Genomic DNA, 25,150 nt, shown 5'->3' with positions numbered 1-25,150 from the left:
GAGCCCGGCGCCGCTCCTAGGCCGCGGCGGACGCCGGCGGACACCGGGAGCGAAGGGACACGGCACGGCCCGGGCCGGGGTGAGCCGTGTCGTCGCCGGACCGTCCCCGCCGGACCGGGCACGGGGCGGAGGAAGGGGAAGGGGGCGGGCGACGGCGTCGGCCGCGGACCGGGTCCGCGCGGCGATCGAGCGCGCCGGCGGGCCGCTCCCGGCCGCGGACCCGAGCCCACCGTCCGCCCCACGGCCACCGGCCACCGGCCACCGGTCACCGGTCACCGGCCCGACGGCCACCGGTCACGGACCGCCCGCGCCCCCTCAGACCTGGAACGGCCGGGCGGGCCACTCGGCGTCGGCGGGGCGGAGGGCGTCGATGCCCTCGCCCGCGAGGGCGGCGGAGAGGGCGAGGACGCCCGTCACGAAGGCGGCGTTGTGGAGTTCTCCGGCGAGCACCCCGCGGACCAGTTCCGGGAGCGGGACCCGGGCGGCTTCCATGTCGGCCTCCTCCTCGGAGACCTCGTAGCGTTCGCCGTCCGCCTCGGAGAGCCCGCGCGCGAGGAAGACACGGATGGCCTCGTCGGAGCCGCCGGGGGTGGCGAAGATGTCGACGAGGACCCGCCAGTCCTCGGCCTTGACGTGGGCCTCTTCGTACAGCTCGCGCTGTGCGGCGTGCAGGGGGTTCTCGCCGGGGACGTCGAGGAGCCCGGCGGGGAGCTCCCACAGCTTGTGGCGGACGGGGTGGCGGTACTGGCGGAGCACGAGGACGCGGCCGTCCTCGTCGAGGGCGACCACGCAGACGGAGCCGGGGTGGACCTGGTAGTCGCGGCGGGCGACGGATCCGTCGGGCATGACCACGTCGTCGGTGGCGACGGACGTCTTGGCGCCCCGGAACGGGGTCCGGCTCTCGACGACCCGCCAGGATTCCGCTACGTCCTTGATCTCCACTGAACCGGCCTTCCGTACGCGACAGCCGGGGTACGGATCCGTACCCCGGCTGCCTACGTTATCGACCGGGCGGCGGGCGCCCCGCGCGCGGTGCGCCGCGCCGTGCCCCGGTCGTGGTGTCGCTCGTGGTGTCAGTTGCCCTGTCGGCGGGCCACGGCGGCCTTGACCAGGCCCGCGAAGAGCGGGTGCGGGCGGGTGGGGCGGGACCGCAGCTCCGGGTGGGCCTGGGTGGCCACCAGGTAGGGGTGGACCTCGCGCGGGTACTCGACGTACTCGACGAGCTTGTTGTCCGGGGAGGTGCCGGAGAAGAGCAGGCCGGCCTTCTTCTCCAGCTCGCCGCGGTAGGCGTTGTTCACCTCGTAGCGGTGGCGGTGGCGCTCCTCCACGTACTCCTTGCCGTCGTACACCTCGCGGACGATGGAGCCCTCGGCGAGCTTGGCGGGGTACATGCCCAGGCGCATCGTTCCGCCGAGGTCGCCGGCGCCCTCGACGAAGGCGAGCTGCTCCTCCATTGTGGAGATGACGGGGTGGGCGGTGGAGGCGTCGAACTCGGTGGAGTTGGCGTCCTCGATGCCGGCGAGGTTGCGCGCGGCCTCGATGACCACGCACTGCAGGCCGAGGCAGAGGCCGAGCAGCGGGATCTTGTTCTCGCGGGCGTAGGTGATGGCGCCGACCTTGCCGTTGACGCCGCGGTCGCCGAAGCCGCCGGGGACGCAGATCGCGTCGACGTCGCCGAGGTGCTTCTCGGCGCCGGCGGCGGTCTTGCAGTCGTCGGAGGTGACCCACTTGATCTTGACGCGGGCCCGGTTGGCGAAGCCGCCGGCGCGCAGGGCCTCGGTGACCGACAGGTAGGCGTCGGGGAGGTCGATGTACTTGCCGACGAGCGCGACGGTGACCTCGTGGTCGGGGTTGTGGACGCGGTCGAGGAGGTCCTCCCAGACGGTCCAGTCCACGTCGCGGAAGGGCAGGTCCAGCTTGCGGACCACGTAGGCGTCCAGGCCCTCGGTGTGGAGGACCTTCGGGATGTCGTAGATCGACTTGGCGTCGATGGCGGCCACGACGGCGGCCTCGTCCACGTCGCACATCAGCGAGATCTTGCGCTTGATGGAGGTGGGGACGTCGCGGTCGGCGCGCAGCACGATGGCGTCGGGCTGGATGCCGATGTTGCGCAGGGCCGCGACGGAGTGCTGGGTGGGCTTGGTCTTCAGCTCGCCGGAGGGGCCGATGTAGGGCAGCAGCGAGATGTGGACGACGAAGACGTTGTCGCGGCCGACCTCGTGGCGGACCTGGCGGACGGTCTCCAGGAAGGGCAGCGACTCGATGTCGCCGACGGTGCCGCCGACCTCGGTGATGACGACGTCGACGTCCTCGGTCGCCATGCGGCGGATGCGGTGCTTGATCTCGTTGGTGATGTGCGGGATGACCTGCACGGTGTCACCGAGGTACTCGCCGCGCCGCTCCTTGGCGATGACCTGCGAGTAGACCTGGCCGGTGGTGACGTTGGCCGAGCCGTCGAGGTCGACGTCGAGGAAGCGCTCGTAGTGGCCGATGTCCAGGTCGGTCTCGGCGCCGTCGTTGGTGACGAACACCTCGCCGTGCTGGAAGGGGTTCATCGTGCCGGGGTCGACGTTGAGGTAGGGGTCGAGCTTCTGCATGGTGACCCGCAGTCCCCGGGCCTTGAGCAGCGCGCCCAGGCTGGAGGCCGTGAGGCCCTTGCCGAGGGAGGAAGCGACACCTCCGGTGACGAAGATGTGCTTGGTCGTCATGGATTTCGGCGGCATCGCCAAGAGGGGGCTCCCGTGGTCGCGAGGTGAGGTGCGTCCGGCTGCTTCCCCTGTTTCGGGGGTGCCGAAGCTGCGGTTTCGGGGCCCCTGATTCGCACAGGCAGACCACCGGTCCACGGGGTACCAGCCTATCAGCGACCTCGGTGGTCCGCTTCCGGCCACGCGGCTCGAACCCTTCGCCGGGACCCCCGGGCGGGGCGCCGTACGGGCCGGGCGGCGGGGATCGGTCCTTCACGGGACGCTCCCGGAGGGCCCGCGGCGGCTTCACGCGGAGTTCACACCAGGGGCGGCTCCCGTTCGCGGCTCCGCTCGTACGGACGTCCGGGGTGGAGTCGTTCGGGGTGGGTCGGGGCTCGCCGTCCGGAGCGTGCGGGCCACCCCCGTGCGCCCCCTCGGACCTGCGGATCCGCCGGGCGGGGGCCCGCGCGGCGGGAGTCGTGGGTACGGGCGCCCAGGCGGGCGGCCCGCCCGTGCGCCCCCTGCGCGCTCCCCCACTCGCGCCCCGTCCGCCTCAGGAGACACAATCGCCCCAGTCACCCGTTTGGCCCAATGCGTTGCCGGAGGACTCCAGGGGATCACTAGGCTGCGGGCATATCCTGCTCGGATATCCCTGCCGAGCGGTCCGGCAACGGCACCACCCCCGCCCGCTCCGGCAAGCTTGACTCGTCAACGACCCCTGACCGCGAAGCGACCGCCCGGCTCCTGACGCAGGGCGGACGTGGCCGTTCGACTGGAGATATGCACGTGTCCGGGCGCATCGAGGATTACGCACTCATCGGAGACATGCAGGCCGCCGCCCTGGTCTGCCGGGACGGTTCCGCCGACTGGCTCTGCCTGCCACGGTTCGATTCCCATGCCGTGTTCGCCGCCCTGCTGGGCACCGAGGACCACGGTTTCTGGCGGATCGGCCCCGCCCACGCCGCCGGAACGGAGCCGCCGCGGGCCGACCGGCGCCGCTACCGCGGGGACTCCCTGGTCCTGGAATCGGAGTGGGACACCCCGCGCGGCACCGTCCGCGTCATCGACTACATGCCACCCCGCGAGGACCACGCCCCGCAGCTGATGCGGATCGTGGAAGGGGTCAGCGGCCGCGTCCCCATGCGCTCCGCGCTGCGGATGCGGTTCAGCTACGGCCGGATCGTGCCCTGGGTGCACAAGGTCGACGGCCGTACCGTCGCCGTGGCCGGGCCCGACTCGATCTGGCTGGACACCGACGCCGAGACCCACGGCAAGGACCTCACCACCTACTCCGACTTCACGGTGGCCCCCGGGGACCGGATCGCCTTCACCATCAGCTGGCAGCCCTCCCACAAGGAGCCCCCGGCCCTCCCCGAACCCGAGGCCGCCCTGGAGGCCACCGAGGAGTTCTGGCGGGACTGGGTGGCCCAGTGCACCTACCACGGCCCGTACCGCGAGGCCGTGGTCCGCTCCCTGATCACCCTCAAGGCCCTCACCTACGCCCCCACGGGCGGCATCGTGGCGGCGCCCACCACCTCCCTGCCCGAGGAGATCGGCGGGGTCCGGAACTGGGACTACCGCTACACCTGGCTGCGGGACGCGGCGATCACCCTGTCCTCGCTGCTGCGCACCGGCTACCGCGAGGAGGCCCGCGCCTGGCGCGAGTGGCTGCTGCGGGCCGTCGCCGGGGACCCGGAGAACCTGCAGATCATGTACGGGATCGCGGGCGAACGCGAGCTCGGCGAGACCGAGCTGGACTGGCTGCCCGGCTACGAGGGCTCCCGTCCGGTCCGCGTCGGCAACGGCGCAGCCCACCAGCTCCAGCTCGACGTGTACGGCGAGGTCACCGAGGCCCTGCACCTGGGCCACATGTCCGGGCTGGCCCGCAACGACTACGCCTCCGTGCTCCAGCTGAAGCTGATCCGCTACCTGGAGACCCACTGGAACGAGCCCGACGAGGGCATCTGGGAGGTCCGCGGACCCCGCCGGCACTTCGTGCACTCCAAGGTGATGGCCTGGGTGGCGGTGGACCGCACCATCAAGCTCGTGGAGTCCGGGGACGCCGACGGGCCGCTGGAACGCTGGCGGGAGCTGCGCGACGAGATCCACCGCGACGTCTGCGAGAGGGGCTACGACAAGGAACGCAACACCTTCACGCAGTCCTACGGCTCCAAGGAGCTCGACGCCTCGCTGCTGCTCATCCCGCAGATGGGCTTCCTGCCGCCCGACGACAAGCGCGTCATCGGCACCATCGAGGCCATCCAGCGGGAACTGTCCACCCCCGACGGCTTCATCCTCCGCTACCCCACCGCCGGCGAGGAGGCCGGGGTGGACGGGCTGGAGGGCGACGAGGGAGCCTTCCTGGCCTGCTCGTTCTGGATGGCCGACGACCTGGCCATGATCGGACGGGTGGACGAGGCCCGACGCCTCTTCGAGAAGCTGCTCTCCCTCCGCAACGACCTGGGTCTCCTCGCCGAGGAGTGGGACCCGGCGCTCCAGCGGCAGGTGGGCAACTTCCCACAGGCCTTCAGCCACGTCCCGCTCATCGACACCGCCCTGCGACTCACGGCGAGCGGGGCGTACGGGGGCTGACTAGGCTGGAAGGGTCTGACCTCTTCGCCCCGTCGGAAGGGGGCGGCCATGATCCCGCTCTCGAAGGCCCACACGGCACTGGCCGCGCTCCGCGAGGACCTGCACGGCACGGTCCTCGCCCCGGAGGATCCGGGGTACGACGGAGCCCGGTCCGTCTTCAACGCCCTGGTGGACCGGCGCCCCGCGGTGATCGCGCAGTGCGCCGGGCCCGAGGACGTGGTGCGCGCCGTCCGCTTCGGCCGCGATCTGGACCTGCCGATCGCGGTGCGCGGCGGCGGGCACAGCGTGGCCGGCACGGCCGTCGCCGACGGGGCGCTCGTGGTGGACCTGAGACGGATGGACGGCGTCGAGGTGGACCCGGCCTCCCGGACCGTCCGCGTGGCGGGCGGGGCCACCATGAGCGCGCTCGACCGGGCCTGCGCCCCGCACGCCCTGGCGACGACCGGTGGGCGGGCCTCGACGACCGGCGTGGGCGGGTACGTGCTCGGTGGTGGCTCGGGCTGGCTGGACCGGGCCTTCGGGCTGGCGGTGGACAACCTCGTCTCCGTGGAGCTGGTCACCTCGGACGGCCGGCGGGTGACGGCGGACGCCGAGGAGGAGCCGGAGCTGTTCTGGGCGCTGCACGGCGGCGGCGGGAACTTCGGCGTGGCCACGGCGCTGACCCTGCGGTTGCACCCCCTGCCGCACATGTCGATGGCCTTCCTGATGTACCTGCCCGAGCACGCTCCCGCGGTGCTGCGGGCGTTCCGGGAGGTCATCGAGGGCGGGCCGCGGGAGGCGAGCGGCGGGGTGCTGTACCTGACCGGTCCGCCGGAGGAGTTCCTGCCGCCGGAGTTGGTGGGGCGGCGGTTGTGCGCGGCGCTGTTGACGTACGCGGGCCCGGAGGCCGGGCTGCGGCCGTTGGCGGGGCCGCTGCTGGCGGTGGAGCACGTGGTGGAGATGGTCACGGAGATCCCGTACGCCGATCTCCAGTGCATGATCGACGATCCGCCCGGGCTGCGGAACCACTGGTCGGCCGAGTACCTGACGGGCCTGCCGGACGCGTTCGTGGACGCCTTCTGCGCGCTGGGCGAGGCGATGCCGGTGCCGACCGGGACCCAGCACATCGTGTTCCCGCAGGGCGGGGCGATCGCGGCGGGGCCCCGGGAGTGGCCGGTGCCGTACCGGGGGGCGCCGTGGGCGGTGCACCCGTTCGCGATCTGGTCGGATCCGGCGGACGACGAGCGGTGCCGGGAGTGGGTGCGGGAGGTGCGGGCCGGGTCGCGGCCGTGGTCGACGGGGGACGTGTACCTGAACTTCATCGGTGACGAGGGCCCCGACCGGGTGGTGGCCGGGGTGGGCGCGGAGAACGCGCGGCGGTTGGCGGCGGTGAAGCGGGAGTGGGACCCGGACAACGTGTTCCGCTTCAACCACAACATCCTCCCCGGCTGAGCGGCCCGCGGGACGGGTGCGGCGGGCGGCCCGGCGGGGCCGCCCGTCCGGTGTCCGGGTGCGCGCGTCCGGCTCGCGGGGACGGTCGGGCGGGCCCGTGGGGACGACGCGACCGGTGACGTACGCCACATCGGGGGCGGGTGTGCGGGCAACGGGCCGTGCGGGTCGGTGAGTTGCGGTGCGGCGGGTGGGCGGTGGCGCGGCCCGGGGCCCCGGGTGATGTGCGGGGCCGGGGGCGGCCGGTACCTTCCGCGCTATGGACAACCAGGGCGGGATCACCGTTCAGCGGGCGCTGGAGCTGCCGGGTCTGCGCAGCGGGCTGCCGGAGGTCGTGGCGGGTGCGGACCGGCTGGGCCGGACCGTGCGGTGGGTGCACGCGGGCGAGGTACCGAACATCGCCTCCCTCCTCAAGGGCGGGGAGCTGCTGCTGACCACGGGGCTGGGGCTGGGCACCCGGCCGGCCGAGCAGCGGGCCTTCGTGCGGCGGCTGGCGGACCGGGGCATCGCGGCGCTGGTGGTGGAGCTGGGGCCGCGGTTCCAGCGGCTCCCGGCCACGCTGGTGGAGACGGCCCGGGCGGCCGGGCTGCCGCTGGTGCAGCTGCACCGGGAGGTCCCCTTCGTCACGGTGACGGAGGAGGTGCACACGGAGATCGTCAACGGGCACTACGCGCTGCTCCAGCGGGCGGAGGAGGTGCACCGGCGCTGTACGGAGGCCCTGCTGGGCGGCGGGGGCATCCCGCAGGTGCTGCGGATCCTGGCGGACTTCACGGCGAACCCGGTGTTCCTGGAGACCCCCGACGGGCAGCTGCTGTACGCGGCGGCGGGCGGCGCGGGCGAGGTCGGCGCGGACCCCTTGCAGATCTGGGAGGGGCTGCGGGGGCAGCGGGAGGCGCGGGCGGAGGGGCCGCCGGCGAACGCGGTGCTGGTGGACGTGCCGGGCGGGGGGCCGGGGGGCGGCTCGGTGCGGGCCCGGCTGGTGCTGCTGGGGGTGGCGCAGCCGCTGCTGCCGGTGCACCGGATCGCGGCGGAGCGGACGGCGAGCGTGCTGGCGGTGGTGCTGATGCAGGCCCGGCAGGAGGAGGAGCTGGCGGCGCGGGGCCGCGGGGACTTCCTGACGGACCTGGCGGAGGGGCGGATCGCGGCGGAGGACGCCCCGGCGCAGGCCCGCGTGTTGGGTTTCCGGCCGGCGGAGGGGCAGCCGTTGCTGCCGGTGGTGATGCGGCTGGCCTCGGACCTGGGGCCGTCGGGGAACTGGGCGGTGCTGGCCCGGGCGGTGCTGGAGGAGCTGGCCTCGGTGGGCGTGCCGGTGCTGTTGGGGGTGCGCCCGGTGGAGGGGCGGGTGCCGCTGCTGCTGGCGCTGCGCTCGGAGTCGGAGCGGGCGGCGGTGGCGGACCGGGTGTCGGCGGCGCTGCGGGCCGGGGTGGAGCGGGCCGGACTGGACCGGGCGGGTGCCGGGCAGCCGGTGGTGGTGGTCGGCGTGGCCGGGGGGTGGGCGGCGGCCTCGGCGGGGCTGCGGCACGCGGCGGAGACGGCGACCGCGGCGCACGGGCTGCCGACGCGGCCCTGGTACGACGCGCGGCGCCTGGACATCGACCTGTTGCTGTGGCGGCTGCGCGAGCACCCGGACCTGGCGGCGTTCGTGGAGCGGGCCATCGGGCCGCTGCGCACCCACGACACGAGTTCGCGGCCCGCGCTGCTGCCGACGTTGGAGACGTACCTGGCGCACGCCGGCCGCAAGGCGGAGACCGCCCGCGAGCTGCACCTGAACCGGCAGACCCTGTACAACCGGCTGGCCCGGATCTCGGAGCTGCTGGGCACCGACCTGGACGATCCGGAGACGGTGCTGTCGTTGAGCCTGGCGCTGCGGGCCCGCCGCCACACGGCCTCCTCCTGAGCGGAGGGGCCGCGGGCGGCGGGTCGGCGGGGCGGTCCGGCACCCGTCCGGTGCGGGTCGTCGCGCGGGCTTTCGGTGCGGCTCCCCGTTCCCGGGGCCGGTGCGGGCCGCCGGTCAGGCCAGGTAGCCGCCGTCGATGGTGAGGACGGAACCGGTGACGAACGAGGCTCCGGGGCTCGCGAGGAAGACCACGCCCGCGGCGATCTCCTCGGGGCGGCCGTAGCGGCCGAGGGCGTTCGCGGCGCGCTGGGCGTCCGAGCTGGGCCCGTCCTCGGGGTTCATGTCGGTGGCGACCGAGCCGGACTGGAGCAGGTTGACCGTGATGCCCAGCGGGGCGAGGTCGCGGGCCGCGCCCTTCGTGTAGCCGACGAGGGCCGACTTGGTGGCGGCGTAGTCGGCCACGCCGGGCATGCCGGGGCGGGCGGCCAGGTTGGAGCCGATGCTGATGATCCGGCCGCCCTCGCCGAGGAGCGGGGCGGCGGCGCGGATCCCGGCGGCGACCCCGCCCACGTTCACGGCGAACTGCCGCTCCAGGCCGGCCGTGTCCGGCTCGGCGTCGTCGGTGCGGCCGAGGACGGCCACCCCCGCGTTGTTGACGAGGACGTCGAGCCGCCCGAAGTCGGCGGCGACGGTCCGCACCAGTCGGGCCACCTCCTCGGGGTCGGCCTGGTCGGCCCGGTAGGCCGCGGCCTTGACCCCGTACTCCTCCAGCTGCGCCACCACGGCCTCGGCCTTCTCCCGCGAGGCCGCGTAGCCGATGGCCACGGAGGCCCCCTCGGCCGCCAGGGCCCGGGCGGTCGCCGCCCCGATCCCCCGCGAGCCGCCGGTCACCAGTGCCACCTTGCCGTCGAGCTGTCCGCTCACCGGATCTCCCCACTTCTGTACCGATCGGTATTGAACTGGGGACACGGTACTGTATCGATCGGTACACAACCAAGGGGACCTGACACATTCCGGGAAGGGAGTCGCCGTGGGCACGGGACGACCGCGCGGTTTCGACCTCGACGAGGGCCTCGACCGCGCCATGCGCGTCTTCTGGCGTCAGGGCTACGAGGGCGCCGGACTGGCCGACCTCACCGAGGCCATGGGCATCAGCCGACCCAGCCTGTACGCCGCGTACGGCAACAAGGAGGAGCTCTTCCGCAAGGCCGTCCGGCGGTACGAGGAGGGCCCGGCCCGCCACCACGAGGAGGCCCTGTCCGAGCCGACCGCGCACGCCGTGGTGGCACGGCTGCTGCGCGGGGTGGTCGAGGTGACCTCGGTACCGGACGGCACCGGACCGGGCTGCATGGTGGTGCAGAGCGCGCTGGCCACGAGCGCGGCGGGCGCGGCGGTGCGCGAGGAGCTCGCGGAGCGGCGCCGGCAGGGGGAACGGCGGCTGCGCGAGCGCCTGGAACGGGCCCGGGACGAGGGCGACCTGCCCGCCGACCGGGATCCGGAGCTCCTGGCCCGGCAGGTCTGCGTCCTGTCCTACGGGCTGGCCGTGCAGGCCGCCACGGGCACCCCGCGGGCCGATCTGACGGCCCTGGTCGACCTGACCCTGGCCGCCTGGCCCCCGCCCACGACGGCCTCCTGACGGGGCCGCGGCGGTGATCGGCCGGGCCGGGAGGCGGGGACGAAGGCGGTGGATCACCGGTCACATGTCACCCGGCCCCGTCACCGGTGACATTGCACGGTCACCGGTCACGCCATCCGAGTCACTCCACGCCGCCCCGAGTCGCCCCGAGTCGCCCCGGAATCCGGCCGCCTCCGCACCGACCGCCCCGACCGGCCGACGCCACACCGGCCGATCCGGCCTCAGATCCGGCCGCGCTCCGTCAGTTCGTCGTACACCGCGAGCACTTGCGCCACGGTGTCGTCCTCGGAGGGCCAGGTCGCCGCCTGGGCCGGTCCGGCGACGGACAGCCGCGTCCGGTGCCCGGGGTCGGCCAACAGCCCGGTCACGGCCCCGTCGAGGGCGGCCGCGTCCCCGTAGGGCACGAGCACCGCGGCGTCCCCGACCAGGTCGGGGACCCCGCCGACCGCCGTCGCCACCAGCGGCACGCCCGACCGCAGCGCCTCCTGGGCCAGCAGGGAGCGGGCCTCCCACCGACTGGTCAGCACCGCCACGTCCGCGGCGGCCAGCAGCTCGGGCACGTCCTCCCGCCGCCCGAGCAGCATCACCGGCAGCCCCTCGGCCTCGATCCGGCGCTCCAGCAGCGGGCGTTGGGGCCCCTCCCCCGCGATCACGAGGAGCGGGGCCGGGTCCAGTCCGCGCCAGTTCCGGGCGGCGTCCAACAGCACCTGGTATCCGCGGCGCGGCACCAGGCTGCCGACGGCGACCACCATCGGCCGTCCCATCGCGCCGAGTTCGGCCCGGATCTTGCTCTCCTTGCCGCGGGCGACCGCGCCGCGCGCCGGGGGCACCGTCACCGCCGCGAGCCGGGCGTCCCGCGCCCCGCGCAGCCGGGCCAGGTCCACCTGGTCGGAGGAGGCGCCGAGGACCACCGAGGCCGCCCGCGCCACCCGCCGTTCCAGCAGCCGCGTGAGCTGCCCCAGCGGGCCTTCCACGGCGGGTCCGGCCTGCCAGGTCACCACCAGCGGCACCCGCCGCCCGTGCAGCGCCAGGGCCGCCCGCACGCCCGCCTGCAGGCCGTGCGCGTGGACCACGTCGGCGCCCGCGCACGCGGACCGCAGGGCGCTCACGGCGGCGGGGGTGAAGCGGGCGCCCGCCCCGGTGAAGTCGAACTCGCCCTCGGTGCGGACCGGCGCGCACACCGTGACCCGGACCCCGCGGGCGGCGAGCCCCGTGGTCAGCGACCGTACGTGCGCGCTGCTGCCCGCGCTGCCGCCGCCGAGGACCTGGACGGTGCGCAACGCGGCGCGCCCGTACGGCGGGACCGGTGTACTGCTCACGTGAACCGGGGCTCCTGGTGAGGGAAGAGAACGGACAGGAAGGGGGAAGGAAAGGAAAGACCGCGCTCAGGATGCCGGCCCGCACGCGCGTTCCGGGGCCGTCCGGGTGCGGATCCCGTACGGGATCGCGTCACACCCCTCCAGGGATCACCCACACGGGCGACACCTGGAACCCATGAGCCCCGTACCGGCCGGTCACCGGGCCGGGCCGTTCGTCGCGCCGCGCGGCCCCGCAGGCCACCGGCCTGGGGAAAACGGTGCAACTGCGTTCCGGGCTCTCCGGTCGGCCCCGACCGCCGCCGGCTCCTCGGGCGCACGGAAGCGTGCCCCCGCGCGAGCGGTACGCGTCCGGACCACGGGTCGCGCCCCGCCCGGGCGCGCGAGCCCCCCACCCCGGCGCGCGAAACGAGCCCTCGGTGGCCCCGGCCCGCGCCGCCCCGCCGGAGCGGGCCCCGTACACGCGGACGCCCCTCCCCCGCGCGGCGCGGAAGAGGGGCGTCCGTACGGCGTCCGGTCCCAGGCGTCGGCGCGGGCGCGCACGGGCCGGTCCTAGGCGTCGGCGCGGGCCGCCGCGAGCAGTTCCTCGGCGTGGGCGCGGGCGGTCTCGGAGTCCTCCTGGCCGGCGAGCATCCGGGACAGCTCCCGCACCCGGTCCTCGCCCTCCAGGACGGTGACCCCGCTGCGGGTCACGGATCCGTCGTTGGTCTTCTCGACCAGCAGCTGCCGGTCCGCGAAGGCCGCCACCTGCGGCAGGTGCGTGACCACGACCACCTGCGCCGACTTCGCCAGCTTCGCGAGCCGCCGGCCGACCTCCACCGCGGCCTTGCCGCCGACGCCCGCGTCGACCTCGTCGAAGAGGTAGGTGGGGACGGGGTCGGAGCCCGCGAAGACGACCTCGACGGCCAGCATGACCCGGGACAGCTCGCCGCCCGAGGCGCCCTTGGCGATGGGCCGAGGCTGTGCGCCGGGGTGCGGGGCGAGCAGCAGTTCCACCTCGTCCGCGCCGGTCGGTCCGAACAGCACGGGGCGGCCGCCGACCTCGACCGAGTCGGCCGTGTCGCCGGCCTCGGTCTGCCGGATGTCGATGGTGACCCGGGCGTGCGGCATGGCCAGCGAGGCGAGCTCGGCGGTGACGGCGGAGGCGAAGCGGTCGGCGGCCTCCGTCCGGGCGTCCGTCAGGGCCTGGGCCAGTCCGGACAGTTCGGCCCGCAGCGCGTCCCGTTCCTCGGTGAGCTCCGCGATCCGGTCGTCGTCGCCGTCCAGCTCGGCGAGCCGGGCGGCGCCGTGCTCGGCCCAGGCCAGGACGGCGTCCACGTCCTCGCCGTACTTCCGGGTCAGCTGGGTGAGCGCGGCCCGGCGCTCCTCCACGGCGGCCAGCCGCAGCGGGTCCGCGTCCAGGTCGTCGGCGTATCCGGCCAGCTCGCCCGCGACGTCGGCGAGCAGGATGCCGATCTCTCCGATGCGTTCGGCGAGGGCGCCGAGCGCCGGGTCGTGGGCGCGCACGGTGTCCACGGCCCGCTGGGCCCCGGCCACGAGGGTGCCCGCGTCGACCCCTTCGGGGTCCTCGGGGTTGCCCGCGAGGGCGGTGTGCGCGAGGGCGGCGGCCGCGGCCAGGGACTCGGCGTGGCCGAGTCGTTCCGCCTCGGCGGCCAGTTCGACGTCCTCGCCGGGGCGGGGCTCGACGGCGGCGATCTCCTCCAGCCCGAAGCGCAGCAGGTCGGCTTCCTGGGCGCGCTCGCGGGCCCGGGTGGTCAGGGTCTCCAGTTCGCCGGCGGCGGTCCGGAGCCTGCGGTGGGCGGCGGCGTACTTCTCCAGGGGGCCGGCGACGGCCCCGCCCGCGTACCGGTCCAGGGCCTGCCGCTGCCGGGCGGGGCGCAGCAGTCCCTGTTGGTCGGTCTGGCCGTGTACGGCGACGAGGTCGTCGGCGAGTTCGCCGAGCAGGCCCACGGGCACGGACCGGCCGCCGAGGTGGGCGCGGGAGCGGCCTTCGGCGGAAACGGTACGGCTGATGAGCAGGGCGCCCTCGTCCAGTTCCGCGCCGGCCTCGCCGGCGCGGAGGGCGGCGGGGGCGTCGGGGCTCATGACGAGCCGGCCCTCGACGACGGCGGCCTTGGCGCCGATACGCACCAGGGCCGGGTCGGCCCGGCCGCCGAGCAGCAGGGCGAGGCTGGTGACCACCATCGTCTTGCCCGCGCCGGTCTCGCCGGTCACCGCGGTGAAGCCGGGCGACAGCTCGACCACCGCGTCGTCGATGACTCCGAGCGACCGTATCCGCATCTCCTCAAGCACGGTCCGACCATACCGAGGTTTGCGGGGTGACATGTGACCCCACCGTGTCACCTGTCACCGAATGGGCGGATGGGTCCCGGGAACCGCCCGGAGGATGTGACCCATCCCCCAGCCGCTCGTTGTACGCCGTCCCCCCGCGCCGGGCGGGGGCGGGGGGACGGCCGGTGCGCGGGTGGGGCTCAGTGCGGGGCGCCGCGCCAGCCGGAGACCGGGAGGGCGAACTTGGCGACGAGCCGGTCGGTGAAGGAGGCGTGGTGGAGGCGGGCCAGGCGTACGGGGACGCTGCCCCGGCGGACCTCCACGCGGGCGCCCGCGGGGAGCTCCAGGGTCCGGCGCCCGTCGCACCACAGGACGCCCTGCGGGGTGCCGCTCTGCACCTCGACGGCGAGCACCGTGTCGGGGGAGGTCACCAGCGGCTTCGCGAAGAGGGCGTGCGCGCTGATCGGCACCATCAGCAGGGCTTCGACCTCGGGCCAGACCACGGGTCCGCCGGCGGAGAAGGCGTAGGCGGTGGAGCCGGTGGGGGTGGCGCAGACGATGCCGTCGCAGCCGAAGCCGGTGACCGGACGGCCGTCGATCTCCAGGACCACTTCGAGCATCCGCTCGGGGGACACCTTCTGGACGGCGGCCTCGTTCAGTGCCCAGTCGGTGTGGACCAGGTCGCCGTTGGAGCGGACGAGCACGTCGAGGGTCATCCGCTCCTCGACTTCGTAGGTGCGGGTGACCACGCGGTCCACGACCTGGTCGAGGTCGTCGCGCTCGGCCTCGGCGAGGAAGCCGACGCGGCCCAGGTTGACGCCGAGCATGGGGACCCCGGACTCGCGGGCGAACTCGGCCCCGCGCAGCAGGGTCCCGTCGCCGCCGAGGACGATGAGGAGCTCGCAGCCGTCGAGGGGGCCGGGGGCCTGCTCGTCGACGAGTTCCACGGAGTCGGGCAGGGGCAGGTCGGCGGCCTCGTGGGCCAGCACCCGTACCCGCAGCCCGCACCGCAGGAGGCCCTTGACGACCAGTTCCGCGCTGCGGATGGCGGCCGGCCGGCCGGTGTGGGCGAGGAGGAAGACGGTGCGCGGGGCGCCGTCCGGTCCGGCGCACTCGGCGGCGCCGGGGATCGTGGCGGTGTCGCCGTCGGCCGGGTGCCCGGCCGGTTCCGCTCCGGTGGCCCCCGTCCCGTCCGGTCGTCCCGCGGGTCCCGCCCCTGAACCTGAAGTCGTCACTGCGGCCCCTCCGCCACTGCACGGTCCACATCCGCCGGGTCGAGTGCCGGTGCGCCCGCCCGCATCCACAGAAAGTATTCGACGTTGCCCGAGGGGCCGGGCAGCGGGCTCGCGGTGACCCCGAGCACGCCCAGTCCCTGTCCGGCCGCCTGCCGCGCGACCTCGCGCACGGCTTCGGCCCGCAGCTCGGGGCTGCGTACGACGCCCCCGCTGCCCAGTCGTTCCTTGCCGACCTCGAACTGCGGTTTGACCATGAGCACCAGGTCGGCGCCGGGCGCGGTGCAGGCCACCAGAGCGGGCAGCACGAGCCCGATGGAGATGAAGGACAGGTCGCCGACGACGAGGTCCACGGGGATGCCGTCGATCTGCTCGACGGTCAGCTCGCGGACGTTGGTGCGGTCCTTGACGGTGACCCGTTCGTCGCTCTGCAGGGACCAGGCCAGCTGGCCGTAGCCCACGTCGACCGCGACGACGTGGCCGGCGCCCGCGCGCAGCAGGACGTCGGTGAACCCGCCGGTGGAGGCGCCGGCGTCCAGGGCGCGCCGGCCCGCCACGGTCAGGCCGAGGGGGGTGAAGGCGGCCAGGGCCCCGGCGAGCTTGTGGCCGCCGCGGGAGACGTAGTCCGGATCGCTGTCGTCCTTGAGGACGACGAGGGCGGCGCTGGTCTCGACCTGGGTGGCGGCCTTGGTCGCGGTGGCCCCGGCGACGGTCACCCGCCCGGCGGCGATCAGCTGTGCCGCGTGCTCCCGCGAACGGGCCATCTTGCGGCGCACCAGTTCGGCGTCCAGTCGGCGGCGTGCCACTCCTGCCACGTTGGGTTCAGCTCCTGTTTTCGTTCGGACCGGGGGCGGGGTGCGCGTCGAGCGCGGTCAGCGCGTCGCGCAGTCCCCGGTGGACATCCTCGTACACCGCGGCGTGCCCGTCCGCCGGGAGGTGGTCGGCCTCGGCCAGCCGCTCCAGCCCGGCGTCGATCGCGGGCAGTCCGGTGGGGGTGCGCTCCACCCCGAGCGGGGCGGGCGCGGCGGGCTCGTCGAGCGCGGCGGCGGGGGCCCCGGCCGCGTCGGCGGGGTCCGGGAGGGCGTCGGTCATGCCCCCGACGCTACCGCGTGGCGCGCCCCGAGCGGACCACCCTGACCGGCCGCGATGAGCGTCCGATGAGCCGTGCGGTCCGCCGGCGGACGCCGTGGGGCGCGGGAGAGGGGTCCGTGGCCGGACCGGGTCCGCCGGCGGACCGGACGGACGGGCTCCGGTGCCGTGCGGGGCGCGGGCGGGGACGGCCGGGGGCGGGTGGCTCGACCGCCGGAGCGGGCCGCGCCCTGCGGTACGGTCGGGGCACCATGGCGACGATCGAAGAGTGCCGGGCCGCGCTGGAGCGGCTGTCCGAGAACCTGACCCGGGCGGACGGGGCGGTGCGCGGCGCGGCCGCGCCGGACCGCTCCCTGAGCTGCCACCTGACCGACCTGGACACCACGTTCACGGGCCGGTTGAAGGACGGCCGGATCGAGGTGGGGTCCACCGAGCCTGGTCCGCCCCGGGAGAAGGCCGCGATCAGACTGGCCATGACCGGGGACGACCTGGTCGCGATGGTGGAGGGGCGGTTGGACTTCGCGCGGGCCTGGGCCTCGGGTCGGGTGAAGCTGGAGGCGGGCTTCCGGGACCTGCTGAAGCTCCGCTCGCTGCTCTGATCCCCCGGGCCCCGTCCGCTCGGGCTCTCAGGCGGGGGCGGCCGTCCTGCGCGGCCTGGCCTGCCGTGCGGCGGGGACCACGAGCGGGGTGCCGGTCTCGGGGTCCTCGATGACCTGGCAGCGCAGCCCGAAGACCCGTTCGACCAGCTCGGCCGTGACGATCTCCGAGGGCGGCCCCTCCGCGATGACCTCGCCGCCGCGCAGGGCGATCAGGTGGGTGGCGTAGCGGGCCGCGTGGTTGAGGTCGTGGAGCACCGCGACGAGGGTGCGGCCCTCCTCCTCGTGGAGCTGGGCGCACAGGTCGAGGACGTCGATCTGGTGCTGGATGTCGAGGTAGGTGGTCGGCTCGTCGAGGAGCAGCAGGGGGGTCTGTTGGGCGAGGGCCATCGCGATCCAGACGCGCTGGCGCTGCCCGCCGGAGAGTTCGTCCACGGCCCGGTCGGCGAGTTCGGCGACGCCGGTGGACTCCATGGCCTCCCGGACCACGCGCTCGTCCTCCGGGGACCACTGGCGCAGCAGCCCCTGGTGCGGGTACCGGCCGCGGGAGACCAGGTCGGCGACGGTGATGCCGTCCGGGGCGATGGAGGACTGGGGCAGCAGGCCCAGGGTCTTCGCGACCTTCTTCGCGGGGAGCGTGCCGATGGCCTGCCCGTCGAGGAGCACCCGGCCGGCGGTGGGCCTGAGCATCCGCGACAGGGCGCGCAGCAGGGTCGACTTGCCGCAGGCGTTGGGGCCCACGATCACGGTGAAGGAGTTGTCGGGGATCTCCACCGACAGGTTCTCGGCGATGATCCGCTGGTCGTAGCCGAGCGTGACGTTCTCCGCGGTGAGCCGCTGCACTTCCGTACTCCTTGACACTGGACCCTGGGAACCGCTGCTGACACCGGGAACGGCGGCCCCGCCGCCCTCCCGGCTCAAATCCGTCCCGCCTTGCGCTCGGTCACCAGCAGCCACAGCAGGTAGATGCCGCCGACGAGGCCGGTGACCACGCCGACCGGGAGCTGGTCCGCGCCGAAGGCCCGCTGTGCGCCCCAGTCGGAGATCAGCAGCAGGAAGGCGCCCATGAGCGCCGCCGACAGCGGGTTCGCCCCCGGGGAGCGGGTGAGGCGGCGGGCCAGCTGGGGGGCGGCCAGCGCCACGAAGGCCAGCGGACCGGCGGCGGCGGTCCCGGCGGCGGTCAGGACGATCGCCGCGAGCATCAGGAGCAGCCGGCTGCGCTCGACCCGCACGCCCAGCGCGTACGCGGCGTCGTCGCCCATCTCCATCACGCGCAGCGCCCGCCCCTGGCTCAGCACCAGCGGGAAGAGCACGGCGCAGGTGCCGAGCAGCGGCCGGACCTGCGCCCAGTCGCGGCCCGCGAGGGAGCCGGTCAGCCAGACCGTGGCGCGGGCGGCGTCCACGTACTGCGCCTTGGTGAGCAGGTACTGCACGCCGGCGAGGAGCATGGCGGAGAAGCCGATGCCGACGAGGACCAGCCGGTAGCCGTGCACGCCCTGTTTCCAGGCCAGCAGGTAGACGGCGGCGCCCGCGAGGAGGCCGCCGGCGAGGGCACCGGCGGCGACGGTGCCGGCGTCCGCGTGGAAGAGGATGATGGCGACGAGGGCGCCGACGGAGGAGCCGTAGCTGAAGCCGAGGACGTCGGGCGAGGCCAGCGCGTTGCGGGAGACCGACTGGAAGACGGATCCGGCCATGCCGAGGGCCGCGCCGACGAGGACGCCGACGAGGACCCGCGGCAGCCGCAGGTCGTTGACGATGAACTCGTCCGAGGGCAGCCCGTCGCCCATGAGGGTCCTGACCACGTCGAGGGGCGCGATGCGGTAGTCGCCGGTCCCGATGAGGAGGACCGCGACGACCAGGACGGCGGCGGTGAGCAGCAGACCGACGCCGAGGGCGCGCGGCTCCACCCGCAGGGAGAGCCCGCCGGGGGCGCGCAGGGTCCGCGGCCGGGGGGTGCCGGCCCGCAGTTTCACGGTCACAGCTGGGCCATCCTCTTGCGGCGTACCAGGTAGATGAAGACGGGGCCGCCGACGAGCGCGGTGACGATGCCGACTTGGAGCTCCGAGGGCCGGGTGACGACCCGGCCGAGCACGTCGGCGCCGAGCAGCAGCACCGGGGAGAGCACCGCCGAGTAGGCCAGCAGCCAGCGCATGTCCGGGCCGGTGATCAGCCGCACGAGGTGCGGGACCATCAGGCCGACGAAGGTGATCGGGCCGCAGGCCGCGGTGGCCGCCCCGCACAGCAGGGTGATGGCCACCATGGCGCCGACCCGGGTCCGGGTCAGGTGGGCGCCGAGCGCGCGGGCGGTGTCGTCGCCCATGGCCATGGCGTTCAGGGGGCGGCCCAGGGCCAGGGCGAGCACCGCGCCGGTCACGATGAAGGGCCACACCTGGCCGATGGTCTCGGTGTTCGCGGAGGACAGCGAGCCGACGGTCCAGAACCGCAGTTTGTCGAGGGCCTTGCTGTCGGTGAGCTGGACGGCGTTGATGTAGCCGACGAGGGCCGCGCTGGCGGCGGTGCCCGCGAGGGCCAGTCGGACCGGGGTGGCGGTGCGGCTGCCGCCGAGGACGTACACGAGGACCGAGACGACGGCGGCGCCGACGAAGGCGTACCAGACGAACTCGTCGAGCGAGGTGGCCCCGAAGAAGCTGATGGCGGTGACGACCGCGGCGGCGGCGCCCGCGTTGACCCCGAGGAGTCCGGGCTCGGCGAGCGGGTTGCGGGTCAGGGCCTGCATCACCGCCCCGGAGAGGCCGAGGGCCGCCCCGACCAGGACCCCGAGGAGGGTGCGCGGCACCCGCAGGTCGTGCACGACCACGTCGTTGACGGTTCCGGTGTAGTGAAACAGGCCGTGCCAGACCTCGTCCAGGGACATGGGCTTGGCGCCGACGGCGATGCTCGCGACCATGACCAGGGCCAGCAAGCCGAGCGCTGCGAGCAGGCCCGCGGCGCGCACCGCGTGGCGGGAGCGCTCCGCGGTGGGCTGCGCCGCCGCGCTCTTTTCGGGGGGACTCTCGACCAACACGCAGGTTAGGTTAGCCTACCCTCCCGGCAGGACGAGAGTCCCCGATGATCTTGATCCGGCGGGCCCGCCCTCCCGCCCCGGACCGGCAGCCGACGAGCCCCGGCAGCCGCCACCCCGGACCTGAACCCCGGGAGCACCGAGAGCACCGAGAGCACCGGGGGCCGGCCCGGACCACGACGGCCCGGACCGGCCCCCTCGGCGCACGCTCACAGCCCGAGCAGCGCCAGCGCCTTCCCCGCGTCCAGTCCGCAGGACCCCTCCCCGGCGTGCGTCCAGGCCGCCGCGCACAGCGCCCGCAGCCCGTCCATCCGCTCCCCGCCGGCCGCCACCGGGTCACCCGGCGCCCCGCCCGCCCGCTCCAGGACCAGCTCGTCACCGCGTACCGCGGCCGTCCAGGACCCGCACCGGAAACCGTCGACCCCGCCCGTCACCTCCGGCTGCCCGGTGAGCATGCCCCGCAGGTCGGCGTCCACGTAGGTGGGCCGGTGCCGCGGCTCCGCCGCCAGCAACCGCGCCGCGTCCGTCACCCCGGTCAGCACCAGCAGCGAGTCCACCTCGCCGTTGAAGGCACCCTCGATGTCGGTGTCCAGCCGGTCCCCGACCACCAGCGGCCGCCGCGCCCCGGTCCGCAGGATGGTCTCCCGGTGCATGGGCGGCAACGGCTTCCCCGCCACCTGCGGCTCCGCACCCGTCGCGATCCGCACGACCTCCACCGCCGCCCCGTTGCCCGGCGCGATCCCCCGCGCCCCCGGGATGGTCAGGTCCGTGTTGGAGGCGTACCAGGGCACCCCGCGCGCGATGGCGTACGCGGCCTCCGCGAAACGGCCCCAGGGCAGCTCCGGGCCGCCGTACCCCTGCACCACCGCCACCGGCCCGTCCTCCGCGGACTCCACCGGCTCCAGACCCCGCTCGCGCAGCGCGACCCGCAGCCCCTCCCCACCGATCACCAGCACCTTCGACCCGGCGGGCAGCTGCTCGGAGATCAGCCGGGCCACCGCCTGCGCGGAGGTGATCACCTCACCGGCCTCGGTCGGCACCCCCAACTCCGTCAGGTGCGCGGCCACGGCGTCCGGGGTCCGCAGCGCGTTGTTGGTGACGTACGCCAGGTGCATCCCCGCCCCCCGGGCCTCCGCCAGCGAGGGGACGGCGTGCTCGATGGCCAGCCCCCCGGCGTACACCACGCCGTCGAGGTCCAGCAGGGCCGTGTCGTACGCCAGGTGGAGCGCGCGCTCACTGCCCGCGGGGCTGGTCCTGCTCTGCCGGGTCATCGAAGTCCGCTCCTCGTCGTAGCGGATCCCCCGGACCGGGGATCCTGGACCTCCCGGGAGCACCCGGCCCCCGGGATCCGATCGAATGATCTCCCCCGATCATCCCGCATCGCGAGACGCCACTTACCATGCAGCAATGACCACAACTGGGCCTGCGGGCGAACAGGGGCTGAGCCTCCTCCCCTTTCCCGGACTGCGCTACGTCCGCGACCGGGTCGGCAGCCTCGCCGCCGTCACCTCGCCGCCGTACGACGTCGTGGTGCGGCCCGACGGACTGAACCACCTGGAGTCGGCGGACCCGCACAACATCGTCCGGCTGATCCTGCCGCAGGCCGCCACCCCCGAGGCCCGCAACCTGCTCGCCGCCCGCACCCTCGCCGACTGGCTGGCCGAGGGCGTGCTGAGCGCGGACCCGGACCCGGCCCTGTACGTGTACGAGCAGCGCAACGGCGATCTGGTCCAGCGCGGTCTGATCGGGGCCCTGGCCCTGTCCCCCGCCGACGCCGGAGTGGTGCTGCCGCACGAGGACGTCATGCCGGAGGTGGTCACCGACCGGGCCGGCCTGATGCGCGCCACCTCCGCGAACCTGGAGCCCCTGCTCCTCACCTACCGCGGGGACGGGACCCGCACGGGCGCCGCCGCCGTCGTCGACCGGACCGTCGAGGCGGAGCCGCTGCTGGCCACGACCACCGAGGACGGGGTCCGGCACCGCCTGTGGGCCGTTACGGATCCGACGGACCTGACGGCGGTCACCGAGGACCTGTCCCGCCGCCAGGCCCTGATCGCCGACGGCCACCACCGCTGGGCCACGTACCTGCGGCTCCAGTCCGAGCAGGACGGCCCGGGCCCCTGGGACCACGGCCTCGTCCTCCTCGTGGACACGGCCCGCTACCCCCTCCAGGTCCGCGCCATCCACCGGATGCTGCGCCGACTGCCGGTCTCCGAGGCCCTGGACGCACTGGAGGGCCGGTTCCGGGTGCGCCCGGTGGCGGGTCCGCTGGAGGGCGCCATGAAGGTCCTCGCGGAGGCGGCGGTGGACGGGAACGCCTTCCTGCTGGCCGGCGACGGCGGCTTCCACCTGGTCACGGACCCGGACCCGCGGCTCATCGAGGCCACGGTCCGCGCCGACCGCCCCGAGGCCTGGCGCAGCCTGGACGCCTCGGTGCTCCACGCCACGCTGCTGGAGCACGTGTGGCAGGTCCCGGACTCCCCCGAGCACATCACCTACATCCACGACACCGCGGCGACGGTGGAGATGGCGGAGCGGCACGGCGGCACGGCCGTCCTCATGCACCCCGTCAAGGAGGAAGTGGTGCGGGAGCTGGCCCGGCAGGGCGTCACCATGCCCCGCAAGTCGACGTCCTTCGGCCCCAAGCCGGCCACCGGCCTGGTCCTGCGCAGCCTGGCCTGAGGCCGCCGGGCCGCCGGGCCCGGACGTGAGGAAGGGGCGGCACCCGTCGGGTGCCGCCCCTTCCTCACGTGCCCACGTGCCCACCCGGGCGGGATCCGCCCGGGTGGATCGCGGGATCAGTCCCGCTTGCCGGAGCGGTCCTCGACGGGCTCGTACTCCTCGTCGTCCTCGTCGTAGTACTCGGCCACGTCGGAGGCCGCCTCGGCGCGCGCGACCTCGGCCGGGTCCTGGCCGTCCTCGTCGTCGTCCTCGTCGGCCTCGTCCTCGTCACGGTCGAAGCCGCGGTCGCGGTCGTCGGCACCGTCGCGGTCGTCGCGGTCGTCACGGTCGTCACGGTCGTCGCCGCGGTCGCGGTCCTGACCGTTCTCGTCCTCGTCGGCGTCCTCGTCCATCGCGTCGACGAACTCGACGCCGTCCAGCTCGGCGAGACGGTCCGCGGCGTCGGTGGTGCCGTCCTTGTCGGCCTCGGCGGCCTTGGAGAACCAGTCGCGGGCCTCTTCCTCGCGGTCGGCCGCGAGGAGGGCGTCGGCGTACGCGTACCGCAGGCGGGCCGTCCAGGGCTGCACGGAGCTGGAGGCCAGCTCGGGGCTCTGGAGGGTCACGATGGCGGCGTCGAGCTGCCCCATGTCCCGCCGGGCGCCGGCGGCCACGAGCCGCATCTCGACCTGACCGGCCTTGTCCAGCTTCGCGACCTCGGGCTCACCGGCCATGGCCAGGGCACGCTCCGGGCGGCCCAGACCGCGCTCGCAGTCGGCCATGACGGGCCACAGCTCGACGGAACCGGTCATGCGGCGCGCCGCACGGAACTCGGCCAGGGCCTCGCTGTACTTCTGCGTGGCGTACGCGGCGAACCCGGCGGCCTCGCGGACGGCGGCGACGCGCGAGGCCAGCCGCAGGGCGATCCGCGAGTACGCGTACGCCTGCTCGGGCTCCTCGTCGATGAGCCGCGCGACCATGACCAGGTTCCGGGAGACCTCCTCGGCCAGGCCCTTGGGCAGGCTCATGAGCTCCTGACGCACATCGGCGTCGATCTCGTCGCCGGTGACGTCCTCGTCGATGGGCAGCCGCTTCACGGGCTCGCGGTCACGGTCCCGGAAGTCCCGGTCCCGGTCGTCACGGCGGCCGTAGCCACCCCGGTCGTCCCGACGGTCGCCACCGCGGTAGCCGCCACGGTCGTCACGGCGGTCCCCACCCCGGTCGTCGCGACGCCCGTAGCCGCCACGGTCACCGGAGGGGCGGTCGTCGCGACGGAACCCACCACGGTCACCGGACGGCCGGTCGTCACGGCGGAACCCGCCGGAGGGGCGGTCGCCGCCCCGGTCGTCACGGCGGAAGCCGCCACGGTCGCCGGACGGGCGGTCATCGCGGCGGAAGCCGCCGCGGTCGCCACCTCGGTCGTCGTCACGGCGGAAGGAGGGACGGTCCCCACCCCGGTCGTCGCGACGGAAGCCACCACGGTCGCCCGAGGGGCGGTCGTCGCGACGGAAGCCGCCACGGTCACCTGACGGACGGTCGTCACGCCGGAAGGGGGGACGGTCGCTGCCCCGGTCGTCGCGACGGAACCCACCGCGGTCGCCGGACGGGCGGTCATCGCGACGGAAGCCGCCACGGTCGCCACCCCGGTCGTCCTCACGACGAAAACCACCGGACGGGCGGTCGTCACGCCGGAAGGGGGGACGGTCGCTGCCCCGGTCGTCGCGACGGAAGCCGCCACGGTCGCCGGAGGGACGGTCGTCACGGCGGAAGCCGCCACGGTCACCGGAGGGACGGTCGTCGCGGCGGAAGCCGCCGCGGTCGCCACCCCGGTCGTCGTCACGGCGGAAGGAGGGACGGTCCCCACCCCGGTCGTCACGACGGAACCCACCACGGTCGCCCGAGGGACGGTCATCGCGACGGAAGGAGGGACGGTCGCCGGACGGACGGTCGTCGCGACGGAACCCGCCACGGTCGCCCGAGGGACGGTCATCCCGGCGGAACCCGCCACGGTCGCCCGAGGGACGGTCATCCCGGCGGAACCCGCCACGGTCACCGGAGGGACGGTCGTCGCGACGGAAGCCGCCACGGTCACCGGAGGGACGGTCGTCGCGGCGGAAGCCGCCGCGGTCGCCACCCCGGTCGTCGTCACGGCGGAAGGAGGGACGGTCCCCACCCCGGTCGTCACGACGGAACCCACCACGGTCGCCCGAGGGACGGTCATCGCGACGGAAGGAGGGACGGTCGCCGGACGGACGGTCGTCGCGACGGAACCCGCCACGGTCGCCCGAGGGACGGTCGTCACGGCGGAAGCCGCCACGGTCACCGGACGGGCGGTCATCCCGGCGGAAACCGCCACGGTCGCCACCCCGGTCGCCGCCGGAGGAACGGTAGCCACCGCGGTCCCCGCCCGGCCGACCGCCACGGTCATCGCGGCGGAAGCCACCACGGTCGCCACCGCGGTCGTCGCGGCGGTAGCCTCCGCGGTCGCCACCCCGGTCGTCGTCGCGGCGTCGCGGCTCGCGCTCCGGACGGTCGTCGGGAGAGTTGGTGGACATGGGTGTGACTCCTGTCGGTCGGGGTACCGCTGTCATTCTCGCGCAACCGCCCTGCGGCCGCGCTTCGGCAAAGAAGTACGGAAAACAAAAAAGGACCCTTGGTCCCAGCGTGAACGCTGGGACCAAGGGTCCTTGAAATATTGTTCGGCGGCGTCCTACTCTCCCACAGGGTCCCCCCTGCAGTACCATCGGCGCTGAAAGGCTTAGCTTCCGGGTTCGAAATGTAACCGGGCG

At 74.7% G+C, this 25,150-nt stretch carries 19 protein-coding genes and 1 rRNA gene; 6 read left to right on the top strand and 14 right to left on the bottom strand.

The genetic code is table 11. The annotated features are described in order from the left end of the window. Window positions 1-315: 315 nt before the first annotated feature. Together ABTZ17_RS21600 and pyrG are read right to left on the bottom strand one after the other, a co-directional pair. Window positions 316-942 (bottom strand): NUDIX domain-containing protein, encoded by a 627-nt coding sequence (locus tag ABTZ17_RS21600; RefSeq protein ID WP_352197294.1) that lies wholly within the window; start codon window positions 940-942, stop codon window positions 316-318. A 131-nt stretch (window positions 943-1,073) separates the two neighbouring features. Continuing rightward, entirely contained in the window at window positions 1,074-2,723 is a 1,650-nt protein-coding gene (gene pyrG / locus ABTZ17_RS21595) for a CTP synthase (protein ID WP_352197303.1), read from the bottom strand. Between the two features lie 741 nt (window positions 2,724-3,464). Here pyrG and ABTZ17_RS21590 point away from each other — a divergent pair. From ABTZ17_RS21590 to ABTZ17_RS21580, 3 genes are all read left to right on the top strand, one after another. Next, a complete protein-coding gene (locus tag ABTZ17_RS21590; protein WP_352197293.1) occupies window positions 3,465-5,276 on the top strand; it encodes a glycoside hydrolase family 15 protein in 1,812 nt (603 codons plus the stop codon). Window positions 5,277-5,324: 48 nt separating this feature from the next. Next, entirely contained in the window at window positions 5,325-6,707 is a 1,383-nt protein-coding gene (locus ABTZ17_RS21585; RefSeq protein WP_352197292.1) for an FAD-binding oxidoreductase, read from the top strand. A 256-nt stretch (window positions 6,708-6,963) separates the two neighbouring features. Continuing rightward, window positions 6,964-8,601: a PucR family transcriptional regulator gene (locus tag ABTZ17_RS21580; protein WP_352197291.1), complete on the top strand. Its 1,638-nt coding sequence runs from the start codon at window positions 6,964-6,966 to the stop codon at window positions 8,599-8,601. 114 nt (window positions 8,602-8,715) lie between these two features. On the opposite strand, the gene ABTZ17_RS21575 is transcribed toward ABTZ17_RS21580, so the two are convergent. Continuing rightward, entirely contained in the window at window positions 8,716-9,465 is a 750-nt protein-coding gene (locus ABTZ17_RS21575) for an SDR family NAD(P)-dependent oxidoreductase (RefSeq protein ID WP_352197290.1), read from the bottom strand. A gap of 106 nt (window positions 9,466-9,571) precedes the next feature. Between ABTZ17_RS21575 and ABTZ17_RS21570 the strand changes: the two genes are divergently transcribed. Further along, entirely contained in the window at window positions 9,572-10,177 is a 606-nt protein-coding gene (locus tag ABTZ17_RS21570; RefSeq protein WP_352197289.1) for a TetR/AcrR family transcriptional regulator, read from the top strand. A 221-nt stretch (window positions 10,178-10,398) separates the two neighbouring features. Here the strand turns inward: ABTZ17_RS21570 and ABTZ17_RS21565 are convergent, their stop codons facing one another. The 5 genes from ABTZ17_RS21565 to ABTZ17_RS21545 form a co-directional block, all read right to left on the bottom strand. Continuing rightward, complete coding sequence (locus ABTZ17_RS21565) at window positions 10,399-11,496, bottom strand: glycosyltransferase family 4 protein (RefSeq protein WP_352197288.1); 1,098 nt, start codon at window positions 11,494-11,496, stop codon at window positions 10,399-10,401. A gap of 549 nt (window positions 11,497-12,045) precedes the next feature. Next, window positions 12,046-13,773 carry a DNA repair protein RecN gene (gene recN, locus ABTZ17_RS21560; protein ID WP_352197302.1) on the bottom strand — a complete coding sequence of 576 codons (1,728 nt, stop codon included), beginning with the start codon at window positions 13,771-13,773 and terminating at the stop codon, window positions 12,046-12,048. Between the two features lie 191 nt (window positions 13,774-13,964). Then, window positions 13,965-14,894 (bottom strand): NAD kinase, encoded by a 930-nt coding sequence (locus tag ABTZ17_RS21555; RefSeq protein ID WP_352197301.1) that lies wholly within the window; start codon window positions 14,892-14,894, stop codon window positions 13,965-13,967. Between the two features lie 101 nt (window positions 14,895-14,995). Further along, entirely contained in the window at window positions 14,996-15,811 is an 816-nt protein-coding gene (locus ABTZ17_RS21550) for a TlyA family RNA methyltransferase (protein WP_352197287.1), read from the bottom strand. Window positions 15,812-15,818: 7 nt separating this feature from the next. Continuing rightward, window positions 15,819-16,088 (bottom strand): hypothetical protein, encoded by a 270-nt coding sequence (locus ABTZ17_RS21545; RefSeq protein WP_352197286.1) that lies wholly within the window; start codon window positions 16,086-16,088, stop codon window positions 15,819-15,821. Window positions 16,089-16,336: 248 nt separating this feature from the next. Between ABTZ17_RS21545 and ABTZ17_RS21540 the strand changes: the two genes are divergently transcribed. Then, window positions 16,337-16,684 (top strand): SCP2 sterol-binding domain-containing protein, encoded by a 348-nt coding sequence (locus tag ABTZ17_RS21540; RefSeq protein ID WP_352197285.1) that lies wholly within the window; start codon window positions 16,337-16,339, stop codon window positions 16,682-16,684. 27 nt (window positions 16,685-16,711) lie between these two features. On the opposite strand, the gene ABTZ17_RS21535 is transcribed toward ABTZ17_RS21540, so the two are convergent. From ABTZ17_RS21535 to ABTZ17_RS21520, 4 genes are all read right to left on the bottom strand, one after another. Then, a complete protein-coding gene (locus ABTZ17_RS21535) occupies window positions 16,712-17,524 on the bottom strand; it encodes an ABC transporter ATP-binding protein (protein WP_352197284.1) in 813 nt (270 codons plus the stop codon). 74 nt (window positions 17,525-17,598) lie between these two features. After that, window positions 17,599-18,660 carry a FecCD family ABC transporter permease gene (locus ABTZ17_RS21530; protein ID WP_352197283.1) on the bottom strand — a complete coding sequence of 354 codons (1,062 nt, stop codon included), beginning with the start codon at window positions 18,658-18,660 and terminating at the stop codon, window positions 17,599-17,601. Beyond that, entirely contained in the window at window positions 18,657-19,706 is a 1,050-nt protein-coding gene (locus ABTZ17_RS21525) for a FecCD family ABC transporter permease (RefSeq protein WP_352197282.1), read from the bottom strand. Before ABTZ17_RS21525 ends, ABTZ17_RS21530 begins: the two co-directional genes overlap by 4 nt. Before the next feature lie 206 nt (window positions 19,707-19,912). Then, complete coding sequence (locus ABTZ17_RS21520; protein ID WP_352197281.1) at window positions 19,913-20,974, bottom strand: HAD hydrolase-like protein; 1,062 nt, start codon at window positions 20,972-20,974, stop codon at window positions 19,913-19,915. Between the two features lie 136 nt (window positions 20,975-21,110). Between ABTZ17_RS21520 and ABTZ17_RS21515 the strand changes: the two genes are divergently transcribed. Then, window positions 21,111-22,385, top strand: a complete 1,275-nt coding sequence (locus tag ABTZ17_RS21515) for a DUF1015 domain-containing protein (RefSeq protein ID WP_352197280.1) — start codon at window positions 21,111-21,113, stop codon at window positions 22,383-22,385. Between the two features lie 116 nt (window positions 22,386-22,501). Here ABTZ17_RS21515 and ABTZ17_RS21510 read toward each other — a convergent pair whose 3' ends face one another. Together ABTZ17_RS21510 and rrf are read right to left on the bottom strand one after the other, a co-directional pair. Beyond that, window positions 22,502-23,404, bottom strand: a complete 903-nt coding sequence (locus ABTZ17_RS21510; RefSeq protein WP_352197300.1) for a hypothetical protein — start codon at window positions 23,402-23,404, stop codon at window positions 22,502-22,504. Between the two features lie 1,654 nt (window positions 23,405-25,058). Further along, a 5S ribosomal RNA gene (gene rrf / locus ABTZ17_RS21505) occupies window positions 25,059-25,150 on the bottom strand; the annotation flags it as partial.

The sequence above is a fragment of the Streptomyces sp. NPDC097619 genome (assembly GCF_040302735.1).
In the GTDB taxonomy this organism is placed as follows: domain Bacteria; phylum Actinomycetota; class Actinomycetes; order Streptomycetales; family Streptomycetaceae; genus Streptomyces.
This window is presented reverse-complemented; position numbering and strand designations above follow the sequence as displayed.